This is a genomic window from Pyxidicoccus fallax (assembly GCF_012933655.1).
Taxonomy (GTDB): Bacteria; Myxococcota; Myxococcia; order Myxococcales; family Myxococcaceae; genus Myxococcus; species Myxococcus fallax.
In genome coordinates, this window is the sequence record NZ_JABBJJ010000084.1 from 17,005 (window position 1) to 39,782 (window position 22,778).

Here is a 22,778-nt window from a genome sequence, read left to right on the forward strand (position 1 = left end):
GTCCGTCGCGCCCCGTGCCGGAGAGGACAAACACCCGTTCGGGACGGGAGCCCAGCGAGCTATCCTCGCGCGCTCGATAAAGGAGGTTCATCGAGCATGCGCCGCATTCCACCGCTCGGCGCGCTGCGCGCCTTCGAGGCCGGAGCCAGACACCTGAGCTTCACGCGCGCCGCCGCCGAGCTGCATGTGACGCAGGCGGCAATCAGTCATCAGGTGCGTCAGCTCGAGGACTGGCTCGGTGTCGCGCTGTTCGAGCGGCGCGGCCACGCGCTGACGCTCACCGCGAAGGGCGCGGCGTACCTGCGCGAGCTGACGCCCGCGTTCGACCGCCTCTCCGAGGCCACCACGCGCCTGTACGAGGCCGAGCAGGGGCCGCTGCGCCTCACCGTGCTGCCCTCGTTCGCCGCATGCTGGCTGGTGCCCCGGCTGGAGCACTTCCGCCAGCGCCACCCGGACATCGAGCTCCAGCTGAGCAGCTCGGCCGAGCTCTGGGACTTCCTCGATGACCGCTTCGACGTGGGCATCCGCTCCGGGCTGGGGCGGTGGACGGGGCTCAAGGCGGAGCGCATCGCCTCCGAGGCGCTCAGCCCCGTGTGCACCCCGGCGCTCGCGAAGCGCCTCCGCTCGCCCGAGGACCTGCGCAAGGTGCGGCTCCTCCACGACACGCCGAAGGACGGGTGGAGACGCTGGCTGGAGGCCGCGGGCGTCGAGGGCGTGGACGCGGACGCGGGCCCCGCTTTCAACGACGCCGGGCTGGTGCTCCAGGCGGCCGTGAGGGGGCAGGGCGTGGCCCTCGGGAGGCTGGTGCTCGCCTCGGACGACCTGAAGGCCGGGCGCCTCGTGCGGCCCTTCGCGCACGTCCTCCCCAACGACTTCGGCTACTGGCTCGTCCACCCCCGGCCCTTGTCGGGCCGGAGGGACGTGGCCGCCTTCAAGGCGTGGCTGCTCTCCGAGACGGAGGCCCACCGCGCCGAAATTTTCCAGGTCTAATATTGAATATGAGAATCGTTCTCAAGTAGCTTGCCGCCCGGCTTCGAGGTGCAATCGAGAGGAAGGGCCAACGCATGAGGACGCAGACGGAAGAGACGATGACGCGGCGCTCGGGACAGCAGGGTGTCTGGGCGCTTGCCGGCGTGGTGATGGCGCTGGTGGTGCTGGTGAACTGCGGGTCGGACGATGACGCGCCTGTCGACCCGGTGCCGGACGCCAGCGTGGCGGACTCGGGAACCGATGCTGGCAGCGACCCCGTTCCGGACTCGGGGACGGATGCTGGCACGGACGCTGGAACCCAGTGTCTGAACGAGGTGCCGTGCAAGGAGCAGAGCATCGACAAGCTCCAGCTGTTCACCAACGTGTCCACGGGCGTGGTGCGCGAGGAGGATGCGCCGGAGGGCGAGTTCCACACCTATATCGACGCGCGAGCGGGCGGCGTCTCGCCGACGCAGTCGTACACCTATGCCCGCTTCACGCCGGAGGGGCTGGCGAAGGTCGAGGTGGATGACCAGTCAGCGCTGGCCCGGACGGGATGGGACATCGCCTTCCGTCGCTACTACATCCGGGTGAACAGCGGCACGTCCGGCCCTTCGTGTGTCTCGGTGGCCCGCACGCCGGCGGGCACGACGTTCGCGTCGGTGACGGCGGTGGACCCGGCCTGGGAGTTCAAGACGGAGGCCTGGTACGATGACAGCTGCACGTTCATCTCCGACGACTCGGGGCTCTCGGGGCCGCTCATGTCGATGGGCACCTTCTGGACGTACAACCAGCGCTGTGTGGCGATGACCGGGGACGTCTTCGTCATCCGCCTGGCGGACGGCCGGCACGTGAAGCTGGAGGTCACGGCCTATTACGAGCCGGAGCCGCAGCAGGTCTGCAACGAGACGGGCACCGCGCCTTCGCCGAACGGCTCGGGGCAGATTCGCGCCAGGTGGGCCTTCCTGCCATGAGGCTCCGGGCGCTGCTCCTGCTGCTGCTTTCCGGATGCGGGCCCGTCCAGGCGCCGCGCGGCCCCCACGAGCGGCACGAGCCGTTTGCGGATTGGCGCATGGGGCTGCAGGCGGGGGCGCGCCCCACCTCGCCCTCGGCGACGCCGCCGCGCTTCGCCGAGGGGGAGCCGGTGGAGTCCATCGTTTCCCCCGGAGGGAGCTTCCGCATCCACTTCTCCCGCTCGGGGCCCAACGCCGTGGCGGCGGCGGACGCGGACGGCAATGGCGTCCCGGACGCGGTGGATACCGTCGCCCGCGCCTATGACCGGGTGGCGGACTTCTACGCCGGGCTGGGCTTCCAGCGGCCTCCGGATGACGCCTGGGTGGGCGGGGATGCCGGCGGTGATGGCCGCTTCGATGTCTACCTCGTGGACTTCGCGGGGCGCGCCGACGGAGCCTTCCGGCTGGACGGCTGCCAGGGTGAGTCCACGCGCTGCACCGGGCACATGCTCGAGGAGAACGACTTCGCGGGCTACGGCTACGGCTCCTACGAGGAGGCCGTGGCCACGCTGGCCAGCCACGAGTTCTTCCACGCCGTGCAGGCCGCCTATCACCCGGGCCTGGGGAGCGTGGCGTCCGAGGGCACCGCAGTCTGGGCGAGCGAGCGCTTCGAGCCGGCCCTGGACGACCTGGAGCACTTCACCGCCGCGTACATGACGCGCCCGGACCGGAGCCTCGTGCTGGACCCGGACGGGCCCGCGGCGTCCTTCAGCTATGGGGCCGGCTTGTACTTCCAGTTCCTGGGTGAGCGCTTCGGGGATGGCGTCGTCCGCTCGCTGTGGGAGGAGAGCGTCCTTGCGCCGGGCGTTCGCTGGCCGGTGCTGGTGGACACCGTGCTGCGCCGCGATTGGGGTGCGGACTTCGACACCGCGTTCGCCGAGTTCGCGCTGTGGAACCTCGCCACCGGCCCGAGGGCGGGGAGGGTGCCCGGCTATGCGCGCGGTGGCGGCTATGCGGCGCTGACCGTCTCCTCCAGGACGCTTCCCATGGACGAGCCGTCCGTGCGGGTCGCGGCCGCGTCGGCGCGCTACTTCGAGGTGGAGGGAGGCTCGGAGACGGTCTCCGCGGTGTTCGAGCCCCAGGTGGGTGAGGCTCCCGGCGGAGTCCATCTGCTGGTGGCGGCGGTGACAGCCAACGCCGTGCTGCGGGTGTCCCGGGTGGACGGGCCCGGAGTCCTGTCCGCGAAGGTCGACGCCGCGGACGCCACGCATGTGATGGTCGCGGTGGTGGACGGCCGGATGGAGGGGACGGGCCGCTATGGCCGGCTCTGCATCACCGGCGACGCCTCCGGCGCTCCCTGTGTCGCGGTGCAGCCGGGGCCCGACGCGGGCACGGACGGCGGCACCGACGGTGGCGTGGGGAATGGTACGGACGGCGGCACCGACGGAGGGACCCCGGTGGAGCCCAGGCCGCCGTCGGAAGAGGGCGGCTGTGGAGCCGCGCCCGGTGGTACGAGCTGGGCCCTGCTGGCGGTGCTCCTCGCGTTCGGCGTTCGTGCGGCCAGCGCTCAGCGCTCCTGGGCTCCCTCCAGGAGCCAGTCCCGCACGGCGAGGAATCGTGCCGTGGGCGCCGCGGCCCGGCGCCAGGCGACCCAGAGCGTCCCGCGCGGGCGGCGAATCGAGCGCCGGCCAGACTCCGGCGTGAGCACCACCACCCGCCCCGCGCGGACCGCCGGCCCGACGAGGTAGTCGGGCAGCACGGCGATGCCGCTGCCCGCCTCGGCGAGCGCCAGCATCTCGTCGAGGTTGGCGATGTGGCACACCACCCGGGACGGTAGCGGCTCGCGGGGACCGAAGGCCGCGCGCCACCACGGGCCGAGCATCGCCAGGTCCGCGTCGAACGCGATGAAGCGGTGCGCCCCGAAGTCGCGCGCCGTCCGGGGCGTGCCCCACCGCCGCACGTAGCCGGGTGAGGCCACGGCCACGAACTCCTCCTGGGCCACGCGCCGGACCTCCAGCCCCGGAGCCTCCGGCAGCAGGCCGAGGAGGGCCACGTCCAGCTCGCCCGCGAGGAGCCTGCGCACCAGCAGGCTCGGTACGTCGAAGCGCACGCTCAGGCGCAGCTCCGGATGACGCTCCAGCAGGGCCGGCAGGCGTGGACGCAGCCAGTACCGGTAGAAGGGCCACGGGCCGCCCAGGGAGACCTCGCCCCGCACCGCGCGGTGGGCCTCGGACGCCTCCTCGACGGCCGCGTCCAGGGCGGGCAGGTGCTCCGCGAGCCGCGCGACGAGTGCCGCCCCCGAGGCGGTGAGCCGGGCCCGGCGTCCCACGCGCTCGAACAGCGCCACGCCCACGCGCGCCTCCAGGGCCTTGAGCTGCTGCCCGACGGCGGACGGAGTGATGCCCAGGCGCGCCGCCGCGGCGGCATGGGTCCCCGCGCGGCTCACCTCCCAGAGCGTCCACAGCGCTTCATGATTGCCAAGCATGGCTTCACATTATGCGAAGAGGCTCTCGATTTTCTTCAGTCCGCGCGGGCGGTACGTCTCGACCCGTGAGTCCCCGCTCGTGGGGGCCGACCGAGGAGCACGCACCATGAAGACGCTGACCGTCCTGTTGATCGTCACCAGCCACACGCAGTTGGGGAACACGAAGGAGCCCACGGGCTTCTGGCTGGAGGAGCTGGCGGCGCCCTACGCCGAGTTCCGGAAGGCGGGCGCGCAGGTGGACATCGCCTCGCCGCTGGGCGGAAAGGCGCCGGCGGACCCGAAGAGCGAGAAGGAGTCCTCCGACGTCACCCAGGCCTTCCTCGCGGACGCCGAGGCGAAGAAGAAACTGGAGAACACGCTCGTGCTGGAGAAGGTGAAGGACACCTACGACGCCTACTTCGTGGTGGGCGGCCACGGCGTGATGTGGGACCTGTCGACGCACACGCCGCTGCACTCGCTGCTCACGACGGCGTACGCGCGCGGCGCGGTGGTCTCCGCCGTCTGCCATGGCCCGGCGGCGCTCGTGGGCGTGAAGGCCCCGGACGGCAAGCCCATCGTCGCGGGCAAGCGCGTGGCGGCCTTCACCAACGAGGAGGAGAAGGCGGTGAAGCTCGACACGGTGGTGCCCTTCGCGCTGGAGACGCGGCTGCGGGAGCAGGGCGCCCGCTTCGAGTCCGGCCCCATGTGGGGCAGCTTCGCGGTGCGTGACGGGCGGCTCGTCACCGGCCAGAACCCCGCTTCGTCGGCCGCTGTCGCTCGCGAGGTCCTCGCCGCGCTGCGCGAGAAGGAGTCCAAGAAGGAGCGAGCAGGCAGCCGGCGGTGAAGTCCGCGAAATTCCGAGGGCGGGTGTTCAACACGAAGGACGGGACCTGTGTCCCTGTCACGCGTGTCACTCAATGGCTTGATGACGTTGCTGTCATCATCACCGTTGTTCCACCCGCCAAGGAGTTTTGCATGAAGTCTTCATTGCGTGTTCCCTTGAAGAATGCCGCCGCGGCGGCGGTCCTGCTGCTGGGACTGTCCGCCTGTGAGGGGCCGGGCGACGCGGAGTCGCCCGCGCCGGAACCGGTCTCACGGGAGGCGGCGCTCGCGTGTGGGCGGCTGGACCCGGGGCAGTCGCTGGGCCGCGGCCAGTCCACCCAGTCGTGCAACGGCGCGGTCACGCTCGTCCACCAGACGGATGGCAACGTGGTGGCCTACGACAGCCAGGGCGCCCTCTGGTGGACGGGCACCAACGGCCCGACGACCTCGTTCGTCATGCAGTACGACGGCAACCTCGTGCTCTACAACGGCGACACCGTCCGGTGGGCCACGAACACTTCGAACAACCCGGGCGTCTTCCTGTCCATCCAGGAGGACTGCAACCTGGTCATCTACAAGGGCTCGCAGGTGCTGTGGTCGGCGTACAGGACCTGCCGCGCCGCGCCGCCTCCTCCGCCCGGGCGCATCGACCCGCTGAACTACATGCTCAACACCAGCGGGCAGACGATGCAGGACACCCGCGCCGGCTTCGGCGAGATGCAGCGCACCATCCACGACGCCGCGGGCAGGCGCTTCTGGTACCAGAAGAACCCCTACGAGTCGGACCGGTGGGAGCTGTATTCCTACAACGACTCGCGCATCTGGCTGTTCCGGGACACGACGCTGCCGGTGGGAGACGGGCCGGGCACGGCCTATGACGTGGAGCCTGCCGACGCCATGTGGATGCCGCGCTCCTGGGCACAAGGAGAGGAGACCTGGTTCAACGCGACCATCCGCTTCTTCAAGCACCGCGAGAACCCGTGTCCCAACAATCCCAACGAGGGGCGCTGGCCCGCCGGACGCCACATGCTCCGCTTCGTGGGGCGCATCGACGTGGGTGGCCAGCTCGGTGAGCAGGACGTCATCATCGTCGACCGCTACCACGACGTGAACGTCAACCCCTGGTACCCCCGGGGCGCCGAGCGGTTCTGGTACGCCAAGGGGTATGGCTGGGTGCGCTGGGAGATGTGGCCCGAATCGGACCGCACCCCGGACGGCAGCCCGCGGTCCGATGACGGCAAGGTGGACCGGTTCGAGGACCCGAAGTTCCACTCCAGCAACCCCGCGGACCTCAAGGCCACGTCGCCCGCGAAACGGGTGATGATGAACCAGAAGACGGGAGCCAACCCCGGCTTCAGCGGGCTGACCTGCCGCTGAGCCCGTGTGCCCGGAGGCACCCTGGCCCGATGACGTTCCGGGCCAGGGGTCTTGACGCTCCGCGAGGTCAGGGCGTGTACAGCACCGCGGAGGAGAGGTCCTCTCCGTTGTCGTTCGAGTCCTCCCCACCGGCTATCAGCACCTGCCCCGAAGGTAGCAGCGTGGCCGCGTGCCGGCTCCGGCTCAGGCCCATGGGGCGGGTCGAGGTCCAGGTGCCCGTCCCCGCGTCGTACAGCTCCGCCGTGGCGAGGCCCGCGCCGCTGTCGTTGGTCTTCGAGCCGCCCACCACCAGCACCTGCCCCGAGGGCAGCAACGTGGCCGTGTGGTAGTAATGGGCCGTGGCCATGTCGCCCGTGGAAGTCCAACTGCCCGTTCCCGGGTCATAGACCTCCGCCGAACCGATGGCGCCATGTCTGGCGAAGCCGCCCGCGACCAACACCTTCCCCGAGGGAAGCAACGTGGCCGTGTGGATGTATCGGCCAATGGCCATGCTGCCGGTGGACGTCCAGGTTTCCGTGACCGGGTCGAACATCTCCGCCGTGGCATGCCGCTCGTTGCTGGTGTCCTGGCCCCCTGTCACCAGCACGAGGCCCGAGGGCAACAGCGTCGCCGTGTGCTGGTTGCGGCCGTGGGCCATGCTGGCGGTCGCGGTCCAGGTCCCCGTTGCCGGGTCGTAGAGCTCCGCCGTGGCAAGCACTCCCTGGTTGCCATAGCCGCCCGTCACCAGGACCTTGCCCGAGGGCAACAACGTCGCCGTGTGGCCGCGGCGATGCGCGAGCATGCTCGCGGTGGGCGCCCACGTCCCCGTGCCTGGCTCATACAGCTCCGCCGTGGCGAGACGTCCGGAAGGTCCGCTCCATCCACCCGCCACCAGGACCTGGCCAGAGGGCAGGAGCGTCGCCGTGTGGTGGGTGCGCGCCGTCAGCATGCTGCCCGTGGGAGACCAGCCGCCCGTGCCCGGGTCATAGAGCTCCGAGGACCCGGGAGGAGCGCCAATGCCGCCGGTGACCAGCACCTGTCCCGACGGGAGCAACGTCATGGTGGGGTTGGTGCGCCCCCAGTCCATGCTGCCGGTGGGTGACCATGGGGCCTTCCACAGCTCGTAGACCTCCGCCGCCTCCACGACGGACCATCGTCTCCCGACGCCACCCACCACCAGAATCCGGGCCGAAGGAGGCAGCAGCGTCACTGTGTGGCCGTAGCGAGCCGTGCTCATGTTGCCGGCGAAGGTCCAGCGGCCGGAGCTCGGGTCATACAGCTCCGTCGAGGGGTGGTATCCCTCATTGCCATCATATCCACCGGTGACCATGACCTCACCGGAGGGCAGCGACGTGGCCGTGTGCCGATGGCGGACCGCGCCCATGCTGGTGGTGGGCGTCCAGGTGCCGGTTCCCGGGTCATACAGCTCGGCCGTGGCGAGGAATCCCTGATGGCCCAGGCCCCCTGTCACCAGGACCTGGCCCGTGCCCAGCGGCGTGGCCGTGTGGAAGGCCCGGGCGTCGACCATGCTGCCCGTGACTGTCCAGGTGCCCGTCCATGAGTCGAACAGCTCCGCCTGGGAGATGGAGCCGTACAGGTTCTGGCCGCCCGTCACGAGCACCCGCCCCGACGGGAGCAGTGTGGCCTCATGGTAGTGACGCACCGTGGTCATGCTCCCGGCGGGCGTCCAGGTCCCCGTCCATGGGTCGTACAGCTCCGCCGTGGCGAGCCGTTCCCCGTGACCGTCATCACCGCCCGTCACCAGCACCTGTCCCGTGGGCAGCAACGTCGCCGTGTGGTGGACACGGCCCTGGGCCATGCTGCTGGTCGGCATCCAGAGCCCCGACCACGGTTCATAGAGCTCCGCCGTGGCGAGCGCCCCCGCCTGATTGCCACTGCCTCCCGTGACCAGGACCTGGCCCGTGGGCAGCAACGTCGCCGTATAGAGGCTGCGGCTCTCGGCCATGCTGCCGGTGGAGGACCAGGTGCCGGTCGTCCCTTCGTACAGCTCCGCCGAGGTGGGATACCCACTATGGCCAGCGCCGCCCGACACCAGCACCTGCCCCGTGGGCAGCAACGTGGCCGTGTGGAAGGTGCGGGCCTCGGCCATGCCGCCGGTGGGAGTCCAGGGGCTGGGACCCGAATCGAACAGCTCCGCCGTGGCGAGGGCTCCGTTGCCATCGAAGCCTCCGGTCACGAGCACCCGGCCATTGGCCAGCGGCGTCAACGTGTGGAAGCGGCGCTGCGTGCTCATGTCGGGCGTGGAGGTCCACTGCTTCGTCCACGGGTCATACAACTCCGCCGACGCGAGATACCCATTGAAGCCGATACCTCCCGTCACCAGGAGGTGGCCGGACGGCAGCAGCGCGGCCGCATGGTCTTCGCGGTTCGTGGACAGGCTGCCGGTGGGGGTCCAGGTGGCCGTGGCCGGGTCGTACTCTTCCGCGGAGGAGAGGATTCCCGAGCTGCTGTTGATGCCGCCCACCGCGAGGACCCGGCCCGAGGCCAGCCAGCTGGCGGTGCCGTAGCCGCGCGCCTCCACCAGGTTGCTGGCGGGCAGCCACATCCCCACCCATGGGTCGTACAGCTCGGATGAAGCCAGATAAGAAGCACCGTCGGTGCCGCCACTCACCAGCACCCGCCCCCAGCCCAGCACCATGGCCGAGTGCTTGGAGCGGCCCATCATCATGCTTCCCGTGGACGTCCAGGTGTCCGACTCCGGGTCGTACAGCTCCGCCGAGGCAAGGTGTGTGTTGTTGTTCCAGCCTCCCGTCACCAGCACCTGCCCCGTGGGCAGCAACGTGGCGGTGTGGTCCGCACGGTTCGTCGCCATGCTGCTGACGGACGTCCAGGTGCCCGTCCGTGGGTCATACAACTCCGGCGGAGCGAACCCCTGCATGGAGCTGCCGCCGGTCACCAGCACCTTTCCCGTGTGCAGCAGCGTGGCCGCGTGCCCGCGCCGGGCCGTGGACATGCTCCCGGTGGGAATCCAGTTTCCCGACCAGTGGTCGTACAGCTCCGCCGAGGCAAGCGAGCCCGTGCCGTCTTCTCCTCCCACCACCAGCACCTGTCCCCAGGTCAGCACCGTCGCCGTGTGACCCCAACGCGCCGTGCTCATGCTGCCGGTAGGCGACCACGTCGCCCCTTCCAGGGGGCCCGGGAGCTGGGCCAGCGCTCCCCCCGGAGCGAGCAGGAAGCAGCTCAGCATCACCGCCAGGACACCGTGAACCCAGCCGCTGCCGGGCAATACCCTGTAAGACACGTAAAACCTCCGAGATTGGCTGGAGCCGAATCTACAGGAGGAGCTGTGGCGGCGTATTCCGGCGGATGGGAGTCCTTGTCGGTTACAGCCCGAACCGGCTCTTCCACCCGGCCAGCTTGGCGAGGTCCACGCCGATGCCGCCGCAGACGACCACCAGCGGGCGCTTGAAGCGGCGGACCGTGGGGAGGTTCTCGTAGACGACGGCCAGCGCCGCGCCGCATGCGGGCTCCACCAGCGTGCGCATGTCGTCGGCCAACGCGAGGCACGCGGCGACGGCCTGCGCGTCGGTGACGGTGACGCAGGCAATCTCGTGCTTCGCGCTCCAGTCGAGCGCGGCCTGGGCGACAGTCTTGGCGCCGAGCGTGGTGGCAATCGAGGTGATGGCGGGCAGCGTGACGAGACGGCCGGCGCGGACGGACTCGGTGAAGGAGGCGGCGCCCTCGGTCTCCACGGCGACCACCGGCACGTGCTTCAGCCCGTTGCGGTGCAGGCCCTCCAGCACGCCGCACAGCAGGCCTCCGCCACCGACCGAGCAGATGACCGCGTCGAACGGCGCGTCCGCCTGGGCCACGGCTTCGTCGATGAGCGTGGCGTTACCGTCCCAGAGGTCCGCGTGGTCGAAGGGCGGCACGTAGATGGCGCCGGGCTCCGAGCAGAGGCGCAGCGCTTCGAGATTGGCCTCGTCCCAGACGCCGCCGTGGACGACGAGGGTGGCGCCGATGGCGGCGATGCGCGCGCGCACCGACGGCGCCGTCGTCTCCGGCACCACGATGGTGGTCCGCACGCCCAGCGCGACACCGGCCACGGCCGCGGCGAACCCGGCATTGCCGCCGGAGGGACAGACGATGTGGGTGGCGCCGCCCGCGACGGCGCGCTGGCACATCAGTCCGATGCCACGCAGCTTGAACGAGCCCGACGGCTGCAGGCTCTCCATCTTCAGGAGCACGTCGCGGCCCTGCGCGGCCGACAGCGGCGCGTGGGAGATGAGGGGCGTCTGGATGTGGAGGGTCGTCATGGCTCTAGCTCACGCCGGCTGGAGGAAGCGTCCGTCCACCAGATGGTCGATGACCTCACGCGCGGAGTCCGGGTCGAGTCGCGCCTTCTTCCCCAGCTGCGTCACCGCGTTGGCGACCGTGGTGGGGCGCTCGAAGGTGTCCAGGGCCGCGAGGAGGATGGCACCGTCCTCGCCCTGGACGAGCGCCGGGTCCGAGTACCGGCGGGGGCTGACGGAAGGGGCGCAGCTCAGGGTGAGGCCGTCCACCGAGCGAACGACGGTCACCGGCTCCTTCGCCATCTTCGCCGGAGCGCGATGGCTCCCCAGCCAGTCGCCCAGGGTGAAGCGCTGCGTCCAGGGCGCGGTGTTCTTCAGCCGGGTGCGCCCGTCGATGGTGAGGGCCCGCCGTGCGTCCCGGTGCTTCCACACCAGGGCATCCACGCGGTCGGAGGTGCGCTGCACCGCCGCTTCCAGCTCCGCGTCCTTGAAGCGAATCATCGGCACCGACACGTCGCCCGGCTCGCGCCGCTCGAAGTAGTCGACGAACTCGGTGAACGTCCGCGCCTCGCTCACCATGTCGAAGCGCGCGGGGTGCTCGGTGACCAGGGCGCCCGGCTGGGCTTCGAGCCGCTGATAACCCACCACGCAGTCGAGCCCGATGATGCGCTCCACGAGCCGCAGCTCCTCCGCGAGCGTGGCCTTGCTCGCGAAGGGCAGGCCCCCGATGCCGGAGATTTCGATGTCCAGGTTCCGGTGGCGGCGGCAGGCCTCGATGAGGTCGAGCAGCTCGCGGTCCTTCGCGCACGGCTTGAGCAGCCCGCGCCGCATCTGCTCCAGGCGCTGCTGCTCGGAGAAGCAGCCGATATCGACCACCATGTAGATGCGCTGGAACGTCTCCGCGAGCGCATCGACGAGCTCCATCTTCGGCACGCCCCACAGGAAGTACGTGCAGAGGTGGCGCGAGAGGTCCACGCCCGCCCAGGTGCTGCCCAGGAACTCCGCCGTGCTTCCCGCGAAGTCGTAGCGCATCTGCCAGGTCTTGCTGGCGATCTCCTGGTGGTCCTTGCGCACGCTCTCCTCGGCGCGGAGGAAGGGCTTCGCGCGCCCGAAGGCCGCCTTCTGGTTGCCGCGGGCTCCGCCGCAGTAGAGGCAGTTCTCGCCGCACCCCTTGCCGGGCGCGACCCAGCCCGAGAAGGAGTTCAGGTCCATCTGGCTCAGGAAGAGCTCGTCGAAGTGCGAGTAGTAGACGTCCTCGCTGTTGGTGGCGCCCTGCACGTAGGCCAGCGGCAGCCGCCGGGGCTTTCCGTCGGGGTCTCTCGTCACGCAGTTGGGCGGGGAGGGATTGCCCTGGCAGATGGCCAGCAGCGGCACCTCGCCGTCACCGAGCACGATGTGGTCGATGCAGTCGTAGGCGTTCAGCTCCCGCCACCAGTACGAGGCGGAGTTGCCACCGATGACGATGCGGATCTCGGGGTCGATCTTCCGCAGGGTCCGCGCGATGAGCAGCGCGCGGTCCACGTGGTGGAACCACTTGAGGCTGATGCCGACCAGCTTCGGGCGCACGCGGGCGACGAGGCGCTCGAAGGAGCGCGTCACCTCATCGTCGGTCTCGTCTCCATCCCAGAGGCGGACGAAGGCCTCGATGCCGCCCCGTCGCAGGTAGCTCGCCAGGTAGAGGATGCCGCACGTGGCTTCGCCCGTTCCGGCGCCGACGAGGAGGACTGGCGAGAGGACACGACCACCACCCATGACAGGAGCACCCCGGTCTTTCAGAAAGGCCGCAGGGTAGACGATTCGGGTGGCACTGGTGGGAAATGGTGGGGGATGGACCACGCGGGCATTCAGGCGGCTCGTGGGCAGCTCGTACCCCCGGTGGACCCGGCCCGACACAGGTCCCCAGGCAGGCACGCGAGCCAGTAGAGTCCCCCGCCCGGAAGGACCCATGGCGCCGCGGCAGATTCCTCCCCAGACGCTCGAAGAGCTGCGCCGCCGGGTGGACCTGGTGGGGCTCGTCTCCCGCCACGTGACGCTCAAGCCGAGCGGGCGGGAGTTTCGCGGCCTGTGCCCCTTCCACGAGGAGCGCACGCCGTCCTTCTACGTCGTCCCGGAGAAGGGCTTCTTCTTCTGCCACGGGTGCCGCGCGCGAGGAGATGCCATCGGCTTCCTCCAGCGCATGCGCGGTGACTCCTTCGTGGAGGCCGTGAGGGAGCTGGCGCGGGAGGTGGGGCTTTCGGTGTCGCAGCTGGACACGCCCGGGCTCGACGAGGCGCAGCGCCTGCGGGACGTGACGGCTGCGGCGCAGGAGCACTTCCAGGCACGGCTCTGGGGCGAGGAAGGCGCGGCGGCGCGCGCATACCTGGAGGAGCGGGGCGTGCTGGAGGCGACGGCGCGTGCATTCGGTCTGGGCTGGGCGCCCGAGGAGTGGGGCCGGCTCGCGGCGCGGCTCGAACGGCTGGGGTTGCGGGAGGCCGGGCTCGCGGCGGGGCTGCTGCGGCTGCGCAAGAGTGGGTCGGGCTGCTACGACTTCTTCCGTGGTCGCGTCATGGTGCCCCTGCGAGGGCCGGATGGCCGCCCCGTGGGATTCGGTGGGCGGCTCGTGGGGGGAGGCGAGGGGCCCAAGTATCTCAACTCGCCGGAGAGCCCTCTTTTTCGCAAGGCCGACACGCTCTTCGGGATGGACCTCGCGCGCGAGGAGGTTCGCCGGGCGGGCCGCGCGGTGGTGGTGGAGGGCTACTTCGACTGCGTCCTGCTGCACCAGGTGGGCGTGCGGAACACGGTGGCGCTCTGCTCCACGCAGCTCACGCCGGGGCACCTGCGGGTGCTCGCGCGGGCGGAGGCCCGTGAGCTGGTGCTGCTGCTGGACGGGGACGCGGCGGGACTGGCCGCGGTGGAGCGACAGGCGGGGCCGCTGCTCGCGGCCGGCGTGGCTTCACACGTGGCGCTGCTGCCGAGGGGCGAGGACCCGGACACCTTCGCGCGGCGGGAGGGAGGTGAGGGCGTGCGGCGGCTGCTCTCGGAGGCCCGGCCGCTGACGCTGCACCTCTTCGCCTCGGTGCTGCCCGAGGGGCGCGAGGCAAGCTTCGAGGCGAAGATGCTCGCGCTGGGACGGCTGCGCGGCGTCGTGGCGCAGCTTCCCGTGGGGCTGACCCGCTCGGCCTTCTTCGAGGCGCTGTCCACGCACATGGGCCTGTCCTCCGTGGAGCTGGAGGCGGCGCTCACGGAGTCCGCGACCCAGGGGCGCTCGACGCCACTGGCCACCGCGTCGGTCGAGAGCCATGCCGACCCTGAGACCGTCGAACCGCCCGAGCGTGGCGTGGATGCCCTGGAGGCGCGTGCCGTGGCGTGCGTGCTGCGCAATCCCTCGTTGAGGGCTCAGGACCTCTTCGGAGCCCTGGAGCATCTCTCGGAGGCCGGGTTGAAGGTGGCGCTGGGTTCGATCGTGAGCTCCGGCGGTGTCGCGGCCTCCGGTGTGGTGGCACGAGCCCTCGCGGGCGCGGCGCGGACGCTGCCCTCGGACGAGGAGGCGCTCGAACGGGCGTTCCGCGCCGCGTGCGGCGAGCTGACCCTGCGCCGGGTGGACGCGGCGCTCGCGAGAATCGCCGAGCTTGCCCAGCAGCCACAGCCGAGCGGCGCGGTGCTGGCGCAGCTGTCCCAGCGCACGGAGTTGCTTGCATTGCGGCACCGGGTGCTCCAGGCGCTGGAGCGCACGGAGTAGGGCGGCGGGAGCCCGTTCGAGGTCAGTCGCGCCTGAACATCGCCGAAGCGGTCACCAGCGCCGCCACCGCGACGCACACGACGATGGCGAGCTCCAGCAGGACGGGCACGGTCCATCCGAACCAGGTGATGCCGGGGGCCACGGCGGCGAGGCCGCCATCCACATTGGCCAGCACCGCCCGCCGCAGCGGATCCACGGCATAGGCGAGCGGGTCGATGCGGGTGAGGATGGCCAGCCATTCCGGCAGTCCGGACACCGGGAAGAGCGCGCCCGAGAGGAAGAACAGGGGCATGAGCAGCATCTGCCCGAGCGCCATGAACGACTGGATGCGGCGGATGCGCACCGCGACCAGCAGGCCGAGCGCGGTGATGGCGAAGGCCACGACGAGCAGCTCCCCCACCAGCGTGAGCACGAGGGACACCGAATACCGGATGCCCGCGAGCCCACCGACGCCCAGGACGATGAGCCCCTGGAGCGCGCCCGCGGTCGCTCCACCGAGGCACTTCCCGAGGAGGATGGCGCCCCGGCGCACGGGGGCGACCAGCATCTCGCGCATGAACCCGAACTCCCGGTCCCACACCAGCGAGCCGGCGGAGAAGAAGCTCGTGAAGAGAATGGCCATGGTCATCACGCCGGGGAAGAGGAAGACCTTCAGGTTCCCCCGGGCGCCGCCGAAGAGGGAGGACATCCCCGTTCCCAGGACGAACAGGTAGAGCATCGGCTGGAGCAGCGCGGTGATGATGCGAGGCTTGTCGCGGAAGAACCGCAGGAGCTCCCGCTGCCAGACAATCTTCACGGCGCGCAGGTCACTGCGGAAGCTCCGCTCCGGAACCCGCACCGGCACGGTCTCCGGCAGGTCCTGGGACACCGGGAGGTCAATCACAGACATGGCTACCTCGCTCGTCCGAAGCGCCCGCCGTGGCTCCGCTCCGGACGCTGGGACTCGGCGTCGCGGATGGAAGTGCCGGTGTGGGCCATGAAGACGTCATCGAGCGTGGGCCGCGCCACGCTCACCGAGTGGATGGAGACGCCCAGCTCCGCGAAGAGGCGCGGGATGAACCGCTCACCCTCGGCGACACCGAACGTCACCGCGCCGTCGCGGACCGCCGCGTCGATTCCGAAGCGGGCCTTCAGGGCCGCGATGGCCGCTCCGTCATCCACGGTGCGCAGCCGCACGCGGTCGCTGCCCACCTTCGCCTTGAGCTCCGCGGGCGAGCCCAGCGCCACGATGCGGCCCGCGTCCACGATGGCGATGCGGTCGCAGTACTCCGCCTCCTCCATGTAGTGGGTCGTCATGAAGACGGTGATTTCCTCGCGCTGCTTGAGGGCGTGCACGTACGCCCAGATGGAGCCGCGAGTCTGCGGGTCGAGCCCGACGGTCGGCTCGTCGAGGAAGAGCACCCGCGGCGAGTGGAGGAGCCCGCGCGCGATTTCGAGCCGCCGCTTCATGCCTCCGGAGAAGGTGCTGACGAGGCTCCCGCGCCGCTCCCAGAGTCCCACCCATTCCAGCAGGTGGCGGATGCGCTCGGCGCTCACCGCGCGTGGGAGGCCGTAGAGCTCGGCGTGGAAGCGCAGGTTCTGTTCGGCGGAGAGATAGCCATCGAGCGTCGGCTCCTGGAAGACCAGGCCGATGTGGCGCCGCACGTCGTCGCGCTCCTTCACGACGTCGTAGCCGGCGACCCGCGCCGTGCCGCCACCCGGAGCGGTGAGCGTGCAGAGCATCTGCAGGGTCGTCGACTTCCCCGCGCCGTTCGGCCCGAGGAAGCCAAAGGTCTCTCCGGGCGCCACCTCGAGGTCGATGCCACGCACCGCCTCGATGGGACCGAAGCGCTTCATGAGGCCCCGCGTCGCCACGGCCGGCCCGCGCCATCTCGGGCGCGGGAAGGCAGCCGCTCGTCGCGACAGTGCTGCAAGGTTCATCGCGTACCACCTCCCGTGCGACGGGGGCACCGGTAGAAGAACGGCCCCCGCCCCCGTGCCCGGAACGGCATCAGGGCGGGGGCCTGTCCGCTTCAGCAGCCGATGCAACAGAAGCACGCGATGCCGTCGCCGCTCAGCTTCGCCACGGTGGCCACGTTCTGCTTCACGAGCTTCTCGATGAGGGTGTTCTTCGGCTCGACTGCCTTCCCGGTCGCGTTCATGTGGGGCTTCTCCTTGGGGGTGGGGGACTACGGACAGGTGCTGCTCTCCTCGACGGCCTCGACCTGCGTGAACCGGCGGCCATTCGACTTCGACAACGCCGCCATTCGCGCGCCCGAGTACTTCGCCGGGTACTGCGAGTACCACTTCACCACCGTCTCCTCGCCGAGCAGCTCGTAGGTGAAGGAGTACATGTCCGAGAGGAAGCACGCCTCGGCGGCGAGCATCGCCTCGGGGTCTTCGTGGAAGCGCTCCAGCTGCGCGTCCTTCTGCTTCTTCGTCATCGGCGTGTGATGCAGATACACGCCGTAGTTGTCATCGCAGTACTGGATGTACTCGCGCGTGAAGAGGATGAAGGTGTGGAGCATCTCGTCGACCATCGCCAGCGCGACGGTCATCGCGAGGGGAGGGGACCCGGGCCGCAGCCGCGCCGCGACCTGCAGCCACATCCACTTCTTCGTCTCCTCGAACAGCTCCGAGGCCTCCTCGAAGCTGACGCTCCAGCGCTCCTGGAACTTGTAGAGAATCTGGTCGTTCCGGTACGCCAGCGCCTGCTCCAGGCTGCACAGCCGAGGCTGAGGTCCGGCGGCGATGCCCGTCTTGTGGACGGGGCGCGGCGACACTCGCGCCACGGAGACATCCATTTGCAGTTCCATCAATACTCCCTGATTGCGGTCATCGGAGTAGATGGAGCGGGGCTCAATTGTGACTCGCTTCAATCAGGGCGTGGGTTTCACTACGCTTTTCCAAGCGCTCACGCCGCCCTCTCGCAGGGCAGGGAGGCAGGTTCGTCATGTCTCATCCCGATTTCCGCCGTGCCGCCGAGGTCATCCGCTCCGCCGACGCGCTGCTCATCGGAGCGGGCGCGGGGATGGGCGTGGACTCGGGGTTGCCCGACTTTCGGGGAACGGAGGGCTTCTGGAAGGCGTATCCCGCCTACGAGAAGCTCGGTCTGGACCTGGGGTCGATGGCGAATCCCCAGTGGTTCGAGAGTGACCCCGAGCTCGCGTGGGGTTTCTACGGCCACCGGCTCGGGCTGTACCGGGCCACGGAGCCCCACCCGGGGTTCTCGCTGCTGCGCGACTGGGCCTCCCGCATGCGCCATGGGGCCTTCGTCTTCACCTCCAACGTGGATGGCCACTTCCAGAAGGCCGGCTTCGCCGAGGAGCGCATCGTCGAGGTGCATGGCTCCCTGCACTTCGTCCAGTGCCTGGGCGGCACCTGCAAGGGCGTCCAGCCCGCCGCGCCCTACACCGTGGACGTGGACCTGGAGACCTTCCGCGCCCGGCAGCCGCTGCCGCGCTGTGCCACCTGTGGCGCGCTCGTGCGGCCCAACATCCTCATGTTCCTGGATCCGGGATGGGAGTACGCGCGCTCGAGAGACCAGCGGCAGCGGCTCGACCGGTGGCTCGAGGAGGTGCGGCCCCGCAGGCTGGCCATCATCGAGTGCGGCGCCGGCAAGGCCATTCCCTCCGTGCGCGGCTTCTGCGAGGTCAAGGCGCAGGCCCACGACGCGACGCTCATCCGCATCAACGTCCGCGAGGCCGATGTTCCCAGGGAGGATGACATCCGCCTTCCCTTCAAGGCCCTGGAGGCACTGCGGGCGATTGACGAGGAGCTGCGGCGGGCCTGAGCCGCGGAGGCGCTGCACGCGGCCGAGGGGACTCCGGCTCGGAAGGACATCCTGGAGCCGGGCCGGAGCCCGAATGCACGTCCGGGTGGCTCAGGGGCAGACGCAGGTGCCGTTACACGCGTAGTCCTCCCAACACGCCCTGCCGCACGCCGTCTCGCACGCCGCCTGGGTGTTGTAGAACCGGGAGAAGTTGCACGTCCACTTCATCGGGCAGATGGCCAGCTGCGTGACGGTGCCGTCGGAAACCTGCTCATCGACGGGGGCCGCCTGGAGCTCCGGACGGCACGTCCTGCCGTCGCAGTAGTACCCATCCGGACAGGGCTTGGGGACGTCCACCTTGCACATGGGCAGTTCCTGCTCCTGGTTGGACAGGGGGGCCTCCGTGGACTCCTCCACGGAACCGCCACAGGCCACCAGCGCCAGCACCGCCACGAACCCCAGACTCTTGAGCATGTCACGAAGCATTGTGTTCCTCCGGGTGAAGTCCGGAGGATCCCGCAACGCTGGACGTAACGTCAATACAGGGGCAACCCTGTTGCAGGCTGTGAGACTTCTCGGCTCTTGAGCCGTGAGAGCCTACTTGTCGGTGGCGTCCTCGACCTTGTCGCCGGCCTCCTCGGCGGCGTCTTCAATCTTGTCGCCGGCATTCTCGGCGGCGTTCTCGGTCTTCTCCGCGGCATTCTCGGCGTCGTTCTTCGCGCTCTCGCGGGTGTTGCGGTGACAGCCCACGCCCAGCACCAGCGCGCCCAGGACCACGGCCAGCAGCGACTTCCGCATGTGTTCCTCCCGTGCATGGCCCCGGGGCACAGGCCCCGGAGCCGGAAAAGTGCGCGGGAAGATAGTCACGGGTCCCGGGGCGCCAAGTGTCTCGCAGCGAGCCGACCGTGTGCCTCGTCCGGGCCGATGAACCCCAGGGAGCTGTCGTGCCCGGACAGGGGGGCGACTACGGGTTCCAGCAGTTGCCGGCGTTGTCGTTGATGTGCACCCAGAACCGCATGTCGCTGCGCACGTTGCCGTAGGCGTACCAGTTCCAGCCACCATTGCCGTCATGGAACTCCGCCATGCGCCAGCCGGCGCCGAACGCGCTGGCGCACAGCTGGTTGGCCACCGCCAGGCTCGTCAGGGACGTGCCAGACACCGGCAGGGTGGTGGCGATATTGCCCCGGGCCCAACCATTGTAGAAGTCAGGGGTGATTCCCGGCGGCACCGGCGAACCGTCCTGGTTGATGCACAGAACGGGCAGGACATTCGAGCAAGACGTCTCGCCCCTGTACGGGTCGCAGTTGAGACACCCCACGCGGTCCACGCCGGCACTGTGGGACCACTTGCCCCACGTCATGCCGAAGCCTCCAGATGCGAGAGCCGTGGGCGCCAACGCCAGCACAGAGAGCAACAGGACCATTCGCGGGTGGAATCGCTGGTTCATGACCTTCCTCTTGGTTTGGGTTCGCCTGCTTCCAGGCACCCGCTTGATTCCATATCTCAACCAGCAAATCAAGATAGACAAGTTTAACGCGTTGGTATCACCCGGGCTGGCGGTCGGGGGAGGGCGGCGACACGCCCGCCCGCGCGCGTCCTGGCGGAACGCAGGTGGCGTCCCGGTGGGACGCACGTCCCGGACGCATGGCGTCCCGACAGCCCCGAGCCCCGCGGCGAGCCTCCTCTGGAACGGGCGGCACGCCTGCTGCACCATGAGGCGAACGAGGACCTCGCGTGTCATTCTCCCCATCTGGCCGTCCCGGCCCCTGGAGACTCCGGGGGCGTCCCCAGCAATACGAGGTGGTGCTTGGCGCTGATGCCATGGCGGATGACATGGAATCGCGAGTGCCATCCGCTCTCCTCTGCTGGCACCTGAACCACTGGCTGACGTACGCCCGGAGCACCCTGCTGGAGATGTACGAAGCGCTTGGCGGCCACGTGCCCCGGGGCGTCTCGTCTCTGGAGCGGAGCCGGCATGACGAGCGCATCCGCGAGCGGCTGGTCCGCGGCTTCGAGCTGGGAGAGCTGGTGGCCCGCGAGGTGGACGAGCCCGTCGGCGCCTGGTTCTGGCCGGAGGTCCCCGAGCCCCTGCGGCCGGAGTCCTGGACGCCGCGCCCCGAGCCCGTCGAAGAGGAGGTCTTCCCGGACGCAATCCGTCAGGCCGAGACGCTCAAGCGCGCGGCCGAGCAGGGCGTGCCCTTCTGCGAGGAATGCGAGCGGCGCCGGACGCAGCGGGAGGCGGCATGAGCCCGCCTCGTCGGACGGAGCTGCCGCGCCTGCTCCAGGCCGAGGCGGCGCACAGGCCAGGGCTGCACCTGTACGGCATCTTCGACGGCGCGAGGGATCCACGCATCCACCGGCGGGTGCTGGACTCGCGCTTCCCGCAGGCCTGCCTCTACGCGGGGAAGCTCCCGCTGCCGCTCCTCGAGGTGGCGCCCTACCTCGTCAGGCTGGACGCCATGCATCCGCTCGCCGTCAGCCTGCTGGACGAGGCCTGGGGCCGCAGCTGGGGCATCTTCTTCACGTCCACCCAGGGGCTGGAGCCGCTGCGGCGGCACTTCCGCAAGTTCCTCAAGGTGCGCGACGAGCGGGGCAAGACGCTGGTCTTCCGCTACTACGACCCGCGGGTGCTGCGCGTCTGGCTGCCCACGTGCAACGCGGCGGAGCTGGACCTCTTCTTCGAGGGCATCCACCGCTTCCACGCCGAGTCCGAGGCCGTCGACGCGCTGCTCGCCTTCTCGCGGGAGGGCGCGGGGCTGGCGTGCGAGACGCTGCGGCTCGCGGGCTAGGAGGTGCCGCGGAGGACTTCGGGACGCGGGCGCTTCACACCACCCAGTCACCGTGGAGCGCGGCGTCCCGCTGGTTCAGCCGGAACAGGTTGAAGAGGGACTCCATGCGGCTGTCCCCCCAACCGCCGAACTGCTGCTCGAGCTGCCGCGCGCGCGGGTTCCTCAGGTAGCGCAGCTCCGGTGGGAACTGGCCGGTGAGGTCCTCGTTCAGGTCCAGCACGCGCCCCGGGATGTCCAGCTCCAGGCTCCACATGGAGACGCCCTGCACGCGCATGGCGCTGTCGATGTCCGCCTGCAGCGCGGTCTGCTCGTGCTGGGCCACCAGGGTATTGGCCACCAGCACCCTCTCGGCGATGGCGTCCGCGCCGCCGCCCGAGCGCCGCAGCTGGTATGCCTCGAAGTAGTTCTGGAAGGCCTCGCGGAGCAGCGGCTTGTTGGGCGCACCCGCCGCGCGCCACACCTCCTGGAAGCTCGCGTCGGGATTGCTCCGCAGCGTCTGGGCGAAGGCGCCGAAGAGGGGGGCAATCTCCGAGGCCCCCAGCGTGTTGCCGTGGCTGATGGCGCGGACCCCGTTCGCATTCGTGCCGGAGGCCCCGGCGAGCGGCTCACCCCGGATGGCCGAGCCCGCCTGCCGTGACGCCCACACCGCGAAGGTGGCCCAGCTGGCCTGGCCCGGCAGCAGCTCCTCCAGGGCCTGGGACATCCGGTAGTACTGCTCGGTGACGATGTGGTTGCGGATGGCCGGGTCCTTGAATCGCGTGAGCAGCTCCTGCTGGGTGAAGGCGTTGCCGGACGCGGGGCCCAGGCCACGCCAGCTCCGGCTGGTGCGCGCGCTGCGCAGGTAGTCGAAGAAGCCCTTGCGCAGCGCGGGCGCGGTCAGGTGTTGCTCGGACAGATGGCCCACGATGCGCGCGCCCACGGGATTCGTGGCCTGCGAGGAGGGCAGGTGGGACAGCCCGGTGAGCAGGGTGCCCAGGGCCGTGGAGAAGCGGTTGGTGTACGGGTGCACCGGGGCGCGGCGGGACAGGTCCGCCACGGCGTCCACCGCCGCAATCAGTGCCGGGCCGGCCTGCTGGAGCAGCACCTGGGTGGCCTCCGTCGAACCGCCGGTGGCGCGCATCGCCGCCGTGTGGAAGTCCACGGCGGCGTGGCGTTCGGTCTGCTTCGCGCCGAGCTCCCAGCTGCGCGTGGCCGTCGTGGACTGGAGGGCCGGCGAGCCGCTGGCCGCCACGAGGGTGGCGATGCCGGTGTATTCGAACCCCCGGCGCGAGGACGTCCCCAGTCCCTGCGGGCCGAGCAGATAGCCGAGGTGTCCGTCCGTCAGGGCGCCGGCCTGGAAGGAGCGTCCGAGCGCGCGGGCGAGGTTCGGGTAGTTGCGCTGCTCATCGCCAATACGCGAGAGCGTCCGCCCGCGGTCCGCGGACAGGTGCTTCTCCACCAGCAGCCTGCCCAGCTGGGCCTGCTCCGTGGGCGACAGCGGGCCGGGCTGCACCTGTCCGATGAGGACGCGCTCCAGCTGGAGGGGGTTGTCCCAGTACCGTTCGACGAGGCCGCGCAGCCCGTCCTGGTGCACGGGCTCGTTGGGCACCTGCCGGGGGGCGGCGGTGGGGGACAGGCGCGAGGCCTGGGCGCCGGCCGCGCGCCGCGAGGCCTCGATTCCCTCGGCGAGCAGCCTCGGGTCGACGCGAGGGGCCGCTCCCGAC

At 70.3% G+C, this 22,778-nt stretch carries 19 protein-coding genes and 2 pseudogenes; 9 read left to right on the forward strand and 12 right to left on the reverse strand.

The genetic code is table 11. The annotated features are described in order from the left end of the window. Positions 1 to 96: 96 nt before the first annotated feature. The 3 genes from gcvA (at position 97) to HG543_RS19265 (ending at position 3,670) form a co-directional block, all read left to right on the forward strand. Positions 97 to 990, forward strand: a complete 894-nt coding sequence (gcvA, locus tag HG543_RS19255) for a transcriptional regulator GcvA (RefSeq protein WP_169346265.1) — start codon at positions 97 to 99, stop codon at positions 988 to 990. A gap of 74 nt (positions 991 to 1,064) precedes the next feature. After that, positions 1,065 to 1,943 carry an HmuY family protein gene (locus HG543_RS19260; protein ID WP_169346266.1) on the forward strand — a complete coding sequence of 293 codons (879 nt, stop codon included), beginning with the start codon at positions 1,065 to 1,067 and terminating at the stop codon, positions 1,941 to 1,943. Continuing rightward, positions 1,940 to 3,670 (forward strand): MXAN_6640 family putative metalloprotease, encoded by a 1,731-nt coding sequence (locus tag HG543_RS19265; protein ID WP_246357153.1) that lies wholly within the window; start codon positions 1,940 to 1,942, stop codon positions 3,668 to 3,670. Before HG543_RS19260 ends, HG543_RS19265 begins: the two co-directional genes overlap by 4 nt. Here HG543_RS19265 and HG543_RS19270 read toward each other — a convergent pair. Then, positions 3,562 to 4,407, reverse strand: a pseudogene (locus HG543_RS19270) (LysR family transcriptional regulator); the annotation flags it as partial. The gene HG543_RS19265 and the pseudogene HG543_RS19270 overlap by 109 nt on opposite strands. Before the next feature lie 106 nt (positions 4,408 to 4,513). On the opposite strand from HG543_RS19270, the gene HG543_RS19275 reads away from it, so the two are divergent. Together HG543_RS19275 and HG543_RS55450 are read left to right on the forward strand one after the other, a co-directional pair. Then, positions 4,514 to 5,230 carry a type 1 glutamine amidotransferase domain-containing protein gene (locus HG543_RS19275; RefSeq protein ID WP_169346268.1) on the forward strand — a complete coding sequence of 239 codons (717 nt, stop codon included), beginning with the start codon at positions 4,514 to 4,516 and terminating at the stop codon, positions 5,228 to 5,230. A gap of 131 nt (positions 5,231 to 5,361) precedes the next feature. Next, positions 5,362 to 6,585, forward strand: coding sequence for a hypothetical protein (locus tag HG543_RS55450; RefSeq protein ID WP_246357154.1), 1,224 nt, complete (start codon positions 5,362 to 5,364; stop codon positions 6,583 to 6,585). A gap of 67 nt (positions 6,586 to 6,652) precedes the next feature. Here the strand turns inward: HG543_RS55450 and HG543_RS19285 are convergent, their stop codons facing one another. The 3 genes from HG543_RS19285 to HG543_RS19295 all read right to left on the reverse strand — a co-directional run bounded on the left by HG543_RS19285 (position 6,653) and on the right by HG543_RS19295 (position 12,569). Next, on the reverse strand, positions 6,653 to 9,826 hold the full coding sequence (locus tag HG543_RS19285) for a Kelch repeat-containing protein (protein ID WP_169346269.1): 3,174 nt from the start codon (positions 9,824 to 9,826) through the stop codon (positions 6,653 to 6,655). Between the two features lie 82 nt (positions 9,827 to 9,908). Continuing rightward, on the reverse strand, positions 9,909 to 10,841 hold the full coding sequence (locus tag HG543_RS19290) for a pyridoxal-phosphate dependent enzyme (protein WP_169346270.1): 933 nt from the start codon (positions 10,839 to 10,841) through the stop codon (positions 9,909 to 9,911). Positions 10,842 to 10,850: 9 nt separating this feature from the next. Beyond that, positions 10,851 to 12,569, reverse strand: coding sequence for a B12-binding domain-containing radical SAM protein (locus HG543_RS19295; protein WP_169346271.1), 1,719 nt, complete (start codon positions 12,567 to 12,569; stop codon positions 10,851 to 10,853). Positions 12,570 to 12,762: 193 nt separating this feature from the next. On the opposite strand from HG543_RS19295, the gene dnaG reads away from it, so the two are divergent. After that, positions 12,763 to 14,535 carry a DNA primase gene (gene dnaG / locus HG543_RS19300; RefSeq protein WP_169346272.1) on the forward strand — a complete coding sequence of 591 codons (1,773 nt, stop codon included), beginning with the start codon at positions 12,763 to 12,765 and terminating at the stop codon, positions 14,533 to 14,535. 22 nt (positions 14,536 to 14,557) lie between these two features. Here the strand turns inward: dnaG and HG543_RS19305 are convergent, their stop codons facing one another. The 4 genes from HG543_RS19305 to HG543_RS19315 all read right to left on the reverse strand — a co-directional run bounded on the left by HG543_RS19305 (position 14,558) and on the right by HG543_RS19315 (position 17,330). Then, positions 14,558 to 15,424 carry an ABC transporter permease gene (locus tag HG543_RS19305; RefSeq protein ID WP_169346273.1) on the reverse strand — a complete coding sequence of 289 codons (867 nt, stop codon included), beginning with the start codon at positions 15,422 to 15,424 and terminating at the stop codon, positions 14,558 to 14,560. A gap of 2 nt (positions 15,425 to 15,426) precedes the next feature. Beyond that, positions 15,427 to 16,371 (reverse strand): ATP-binding cassette domain-containing protein, encoded by a 945-nt coding sequence (locus tag HG543_RS19310; protein ID WP_211194029.1) that lies wholly within the window; start codon positions 16,369 to 16,371, stop codon positions 15,427 to 15,429. A 176-nt stretch (positions 16,372 to 16,547) separates the two neighbouring features. Further along, positions 16,548 to 16,676 (reverse strand): hypothetical protein, encoded by a 129-nt coding sequence (locus HG543_RS56365; protein ID WP_281404428.1) that lies wholly within the window; start codon positions 16,674 to 16,676, stop codon positions 16,548 to 16,550. 27 nt (positions 16,677 to 16,703) lie between these two features. Beyond that, positions 16,704 to 17,330, reverse strand: coding sequence for a UCP032817 domain-containing protein (locus HG543_RS19315; RefSeq protein WP_169346275.1), 627 nt, complete (start codon positions 17,328 to 17,330; stop codon positions 16,704 to 16,706). Positions 17,331 to 17,467: 137 nt separating this feature from the next. Here HG543_RS19315 and HG543_RS19320 point away from each other — a divergent pair, with 137 nt between their 5' ends. Next, positions 17,468 to 18,307, forward strand: coding sequence for an SIR2 family NAD-dependent protein deacylase (locus HG543_RS19320; RefSeq protein ID WP_169346276.1), 840 nt, complete (start codon positions 17,468 to 17,470; stop codon positions 18,305 to 18,307). A 90-nt stretch (positions 18,308 to 18,397) separates the two neighbouring features. Here the strand turns inward: HG543_RS19320 and HG543_RS19325 are convergent, their stop codons facing one another. From HG543_RS19325 to HG543_RS19335, 3 genes are all read right to left on the reverse strand, one after another. Further along, positions 18,398 to 18,772: a hypothetical protein gene (locus HG543_RS19325; protein ID WP_169346277.1), complete on the reverse strand. Its 375-nt coding sequence runs from the start codon at positions 18,770 to 18,772 to the stop codon at positions 18,398 to 18,400. A 111-nt stretch (positions 18,773 to 18,883) separates the two neighbouring features. Further along, positions 18,884 to 19,084 (reverse strand): YtxH domain-containing protein, encoded by a 201-nt coding sequence (locus HG543_RS19330; RefSeq protein WP_169346278.1) that lies wholly within the window; start codon positions 19,082 to 19,084, stop codon positions 18,884 to 18,886. Positions 19,085 to 19,250: 166 nt separating this feature from the next. Next, positions 19,251 to 19,733, reverse strand: coding sequence for a flagellar hook-length control protein (locus tag HG543_RS19335; RefSeq protein ID WP_169346279.1), 483 nt, complete (start codon positions 19,731 to 19,733; stop codon positions 19,251 to 19,253). 398 nt (positions 19,734 to 20,131) lie between these two features. Here HG543_RS19335 and HG543_RS19340 point away from each other — a divergent pair, with 398 nt between their 5' ends. Together HG543_RS19340 and HG543_RS19345 are read left to right on the forward strand one after the other, a co-directional pair. Next, positions 20,132 to 20,533, forward strand: coding sequence for a hypothetical protein (locus HG543_RS19340; protein ID WP_211194030.1), 402 nt, complete (start codon positions 20,132 to 20,134; stop codon positions 20,531 to 20,533). Then, positions 20,530 to 21,075, forward strand: coding sequence for a DUF4123 domain-containing protein (locus HG543_RS19345; protein WP_169346281.1), 546 nt, complete (start codon positions 20,530 to 20,532; stop codon positions 21,073 to 21,075). The genes HG543_RS19340 and HG543_RS19345 overlap by 4 nt, the downstream gene beginning before the upstream one ends. A gap of 34 nt (positions 21,076 to 21,109) precedes the next feature. Here the strand turns inward: HG543_RS19345 and HG543_RS19350 are convergent. Beyond that, positions 21,110 to 22,778 (reverse strand): annotated as a pseudogene (locus tag HG543_RS19350) (hypothetical protein); the annotation flags it as partial.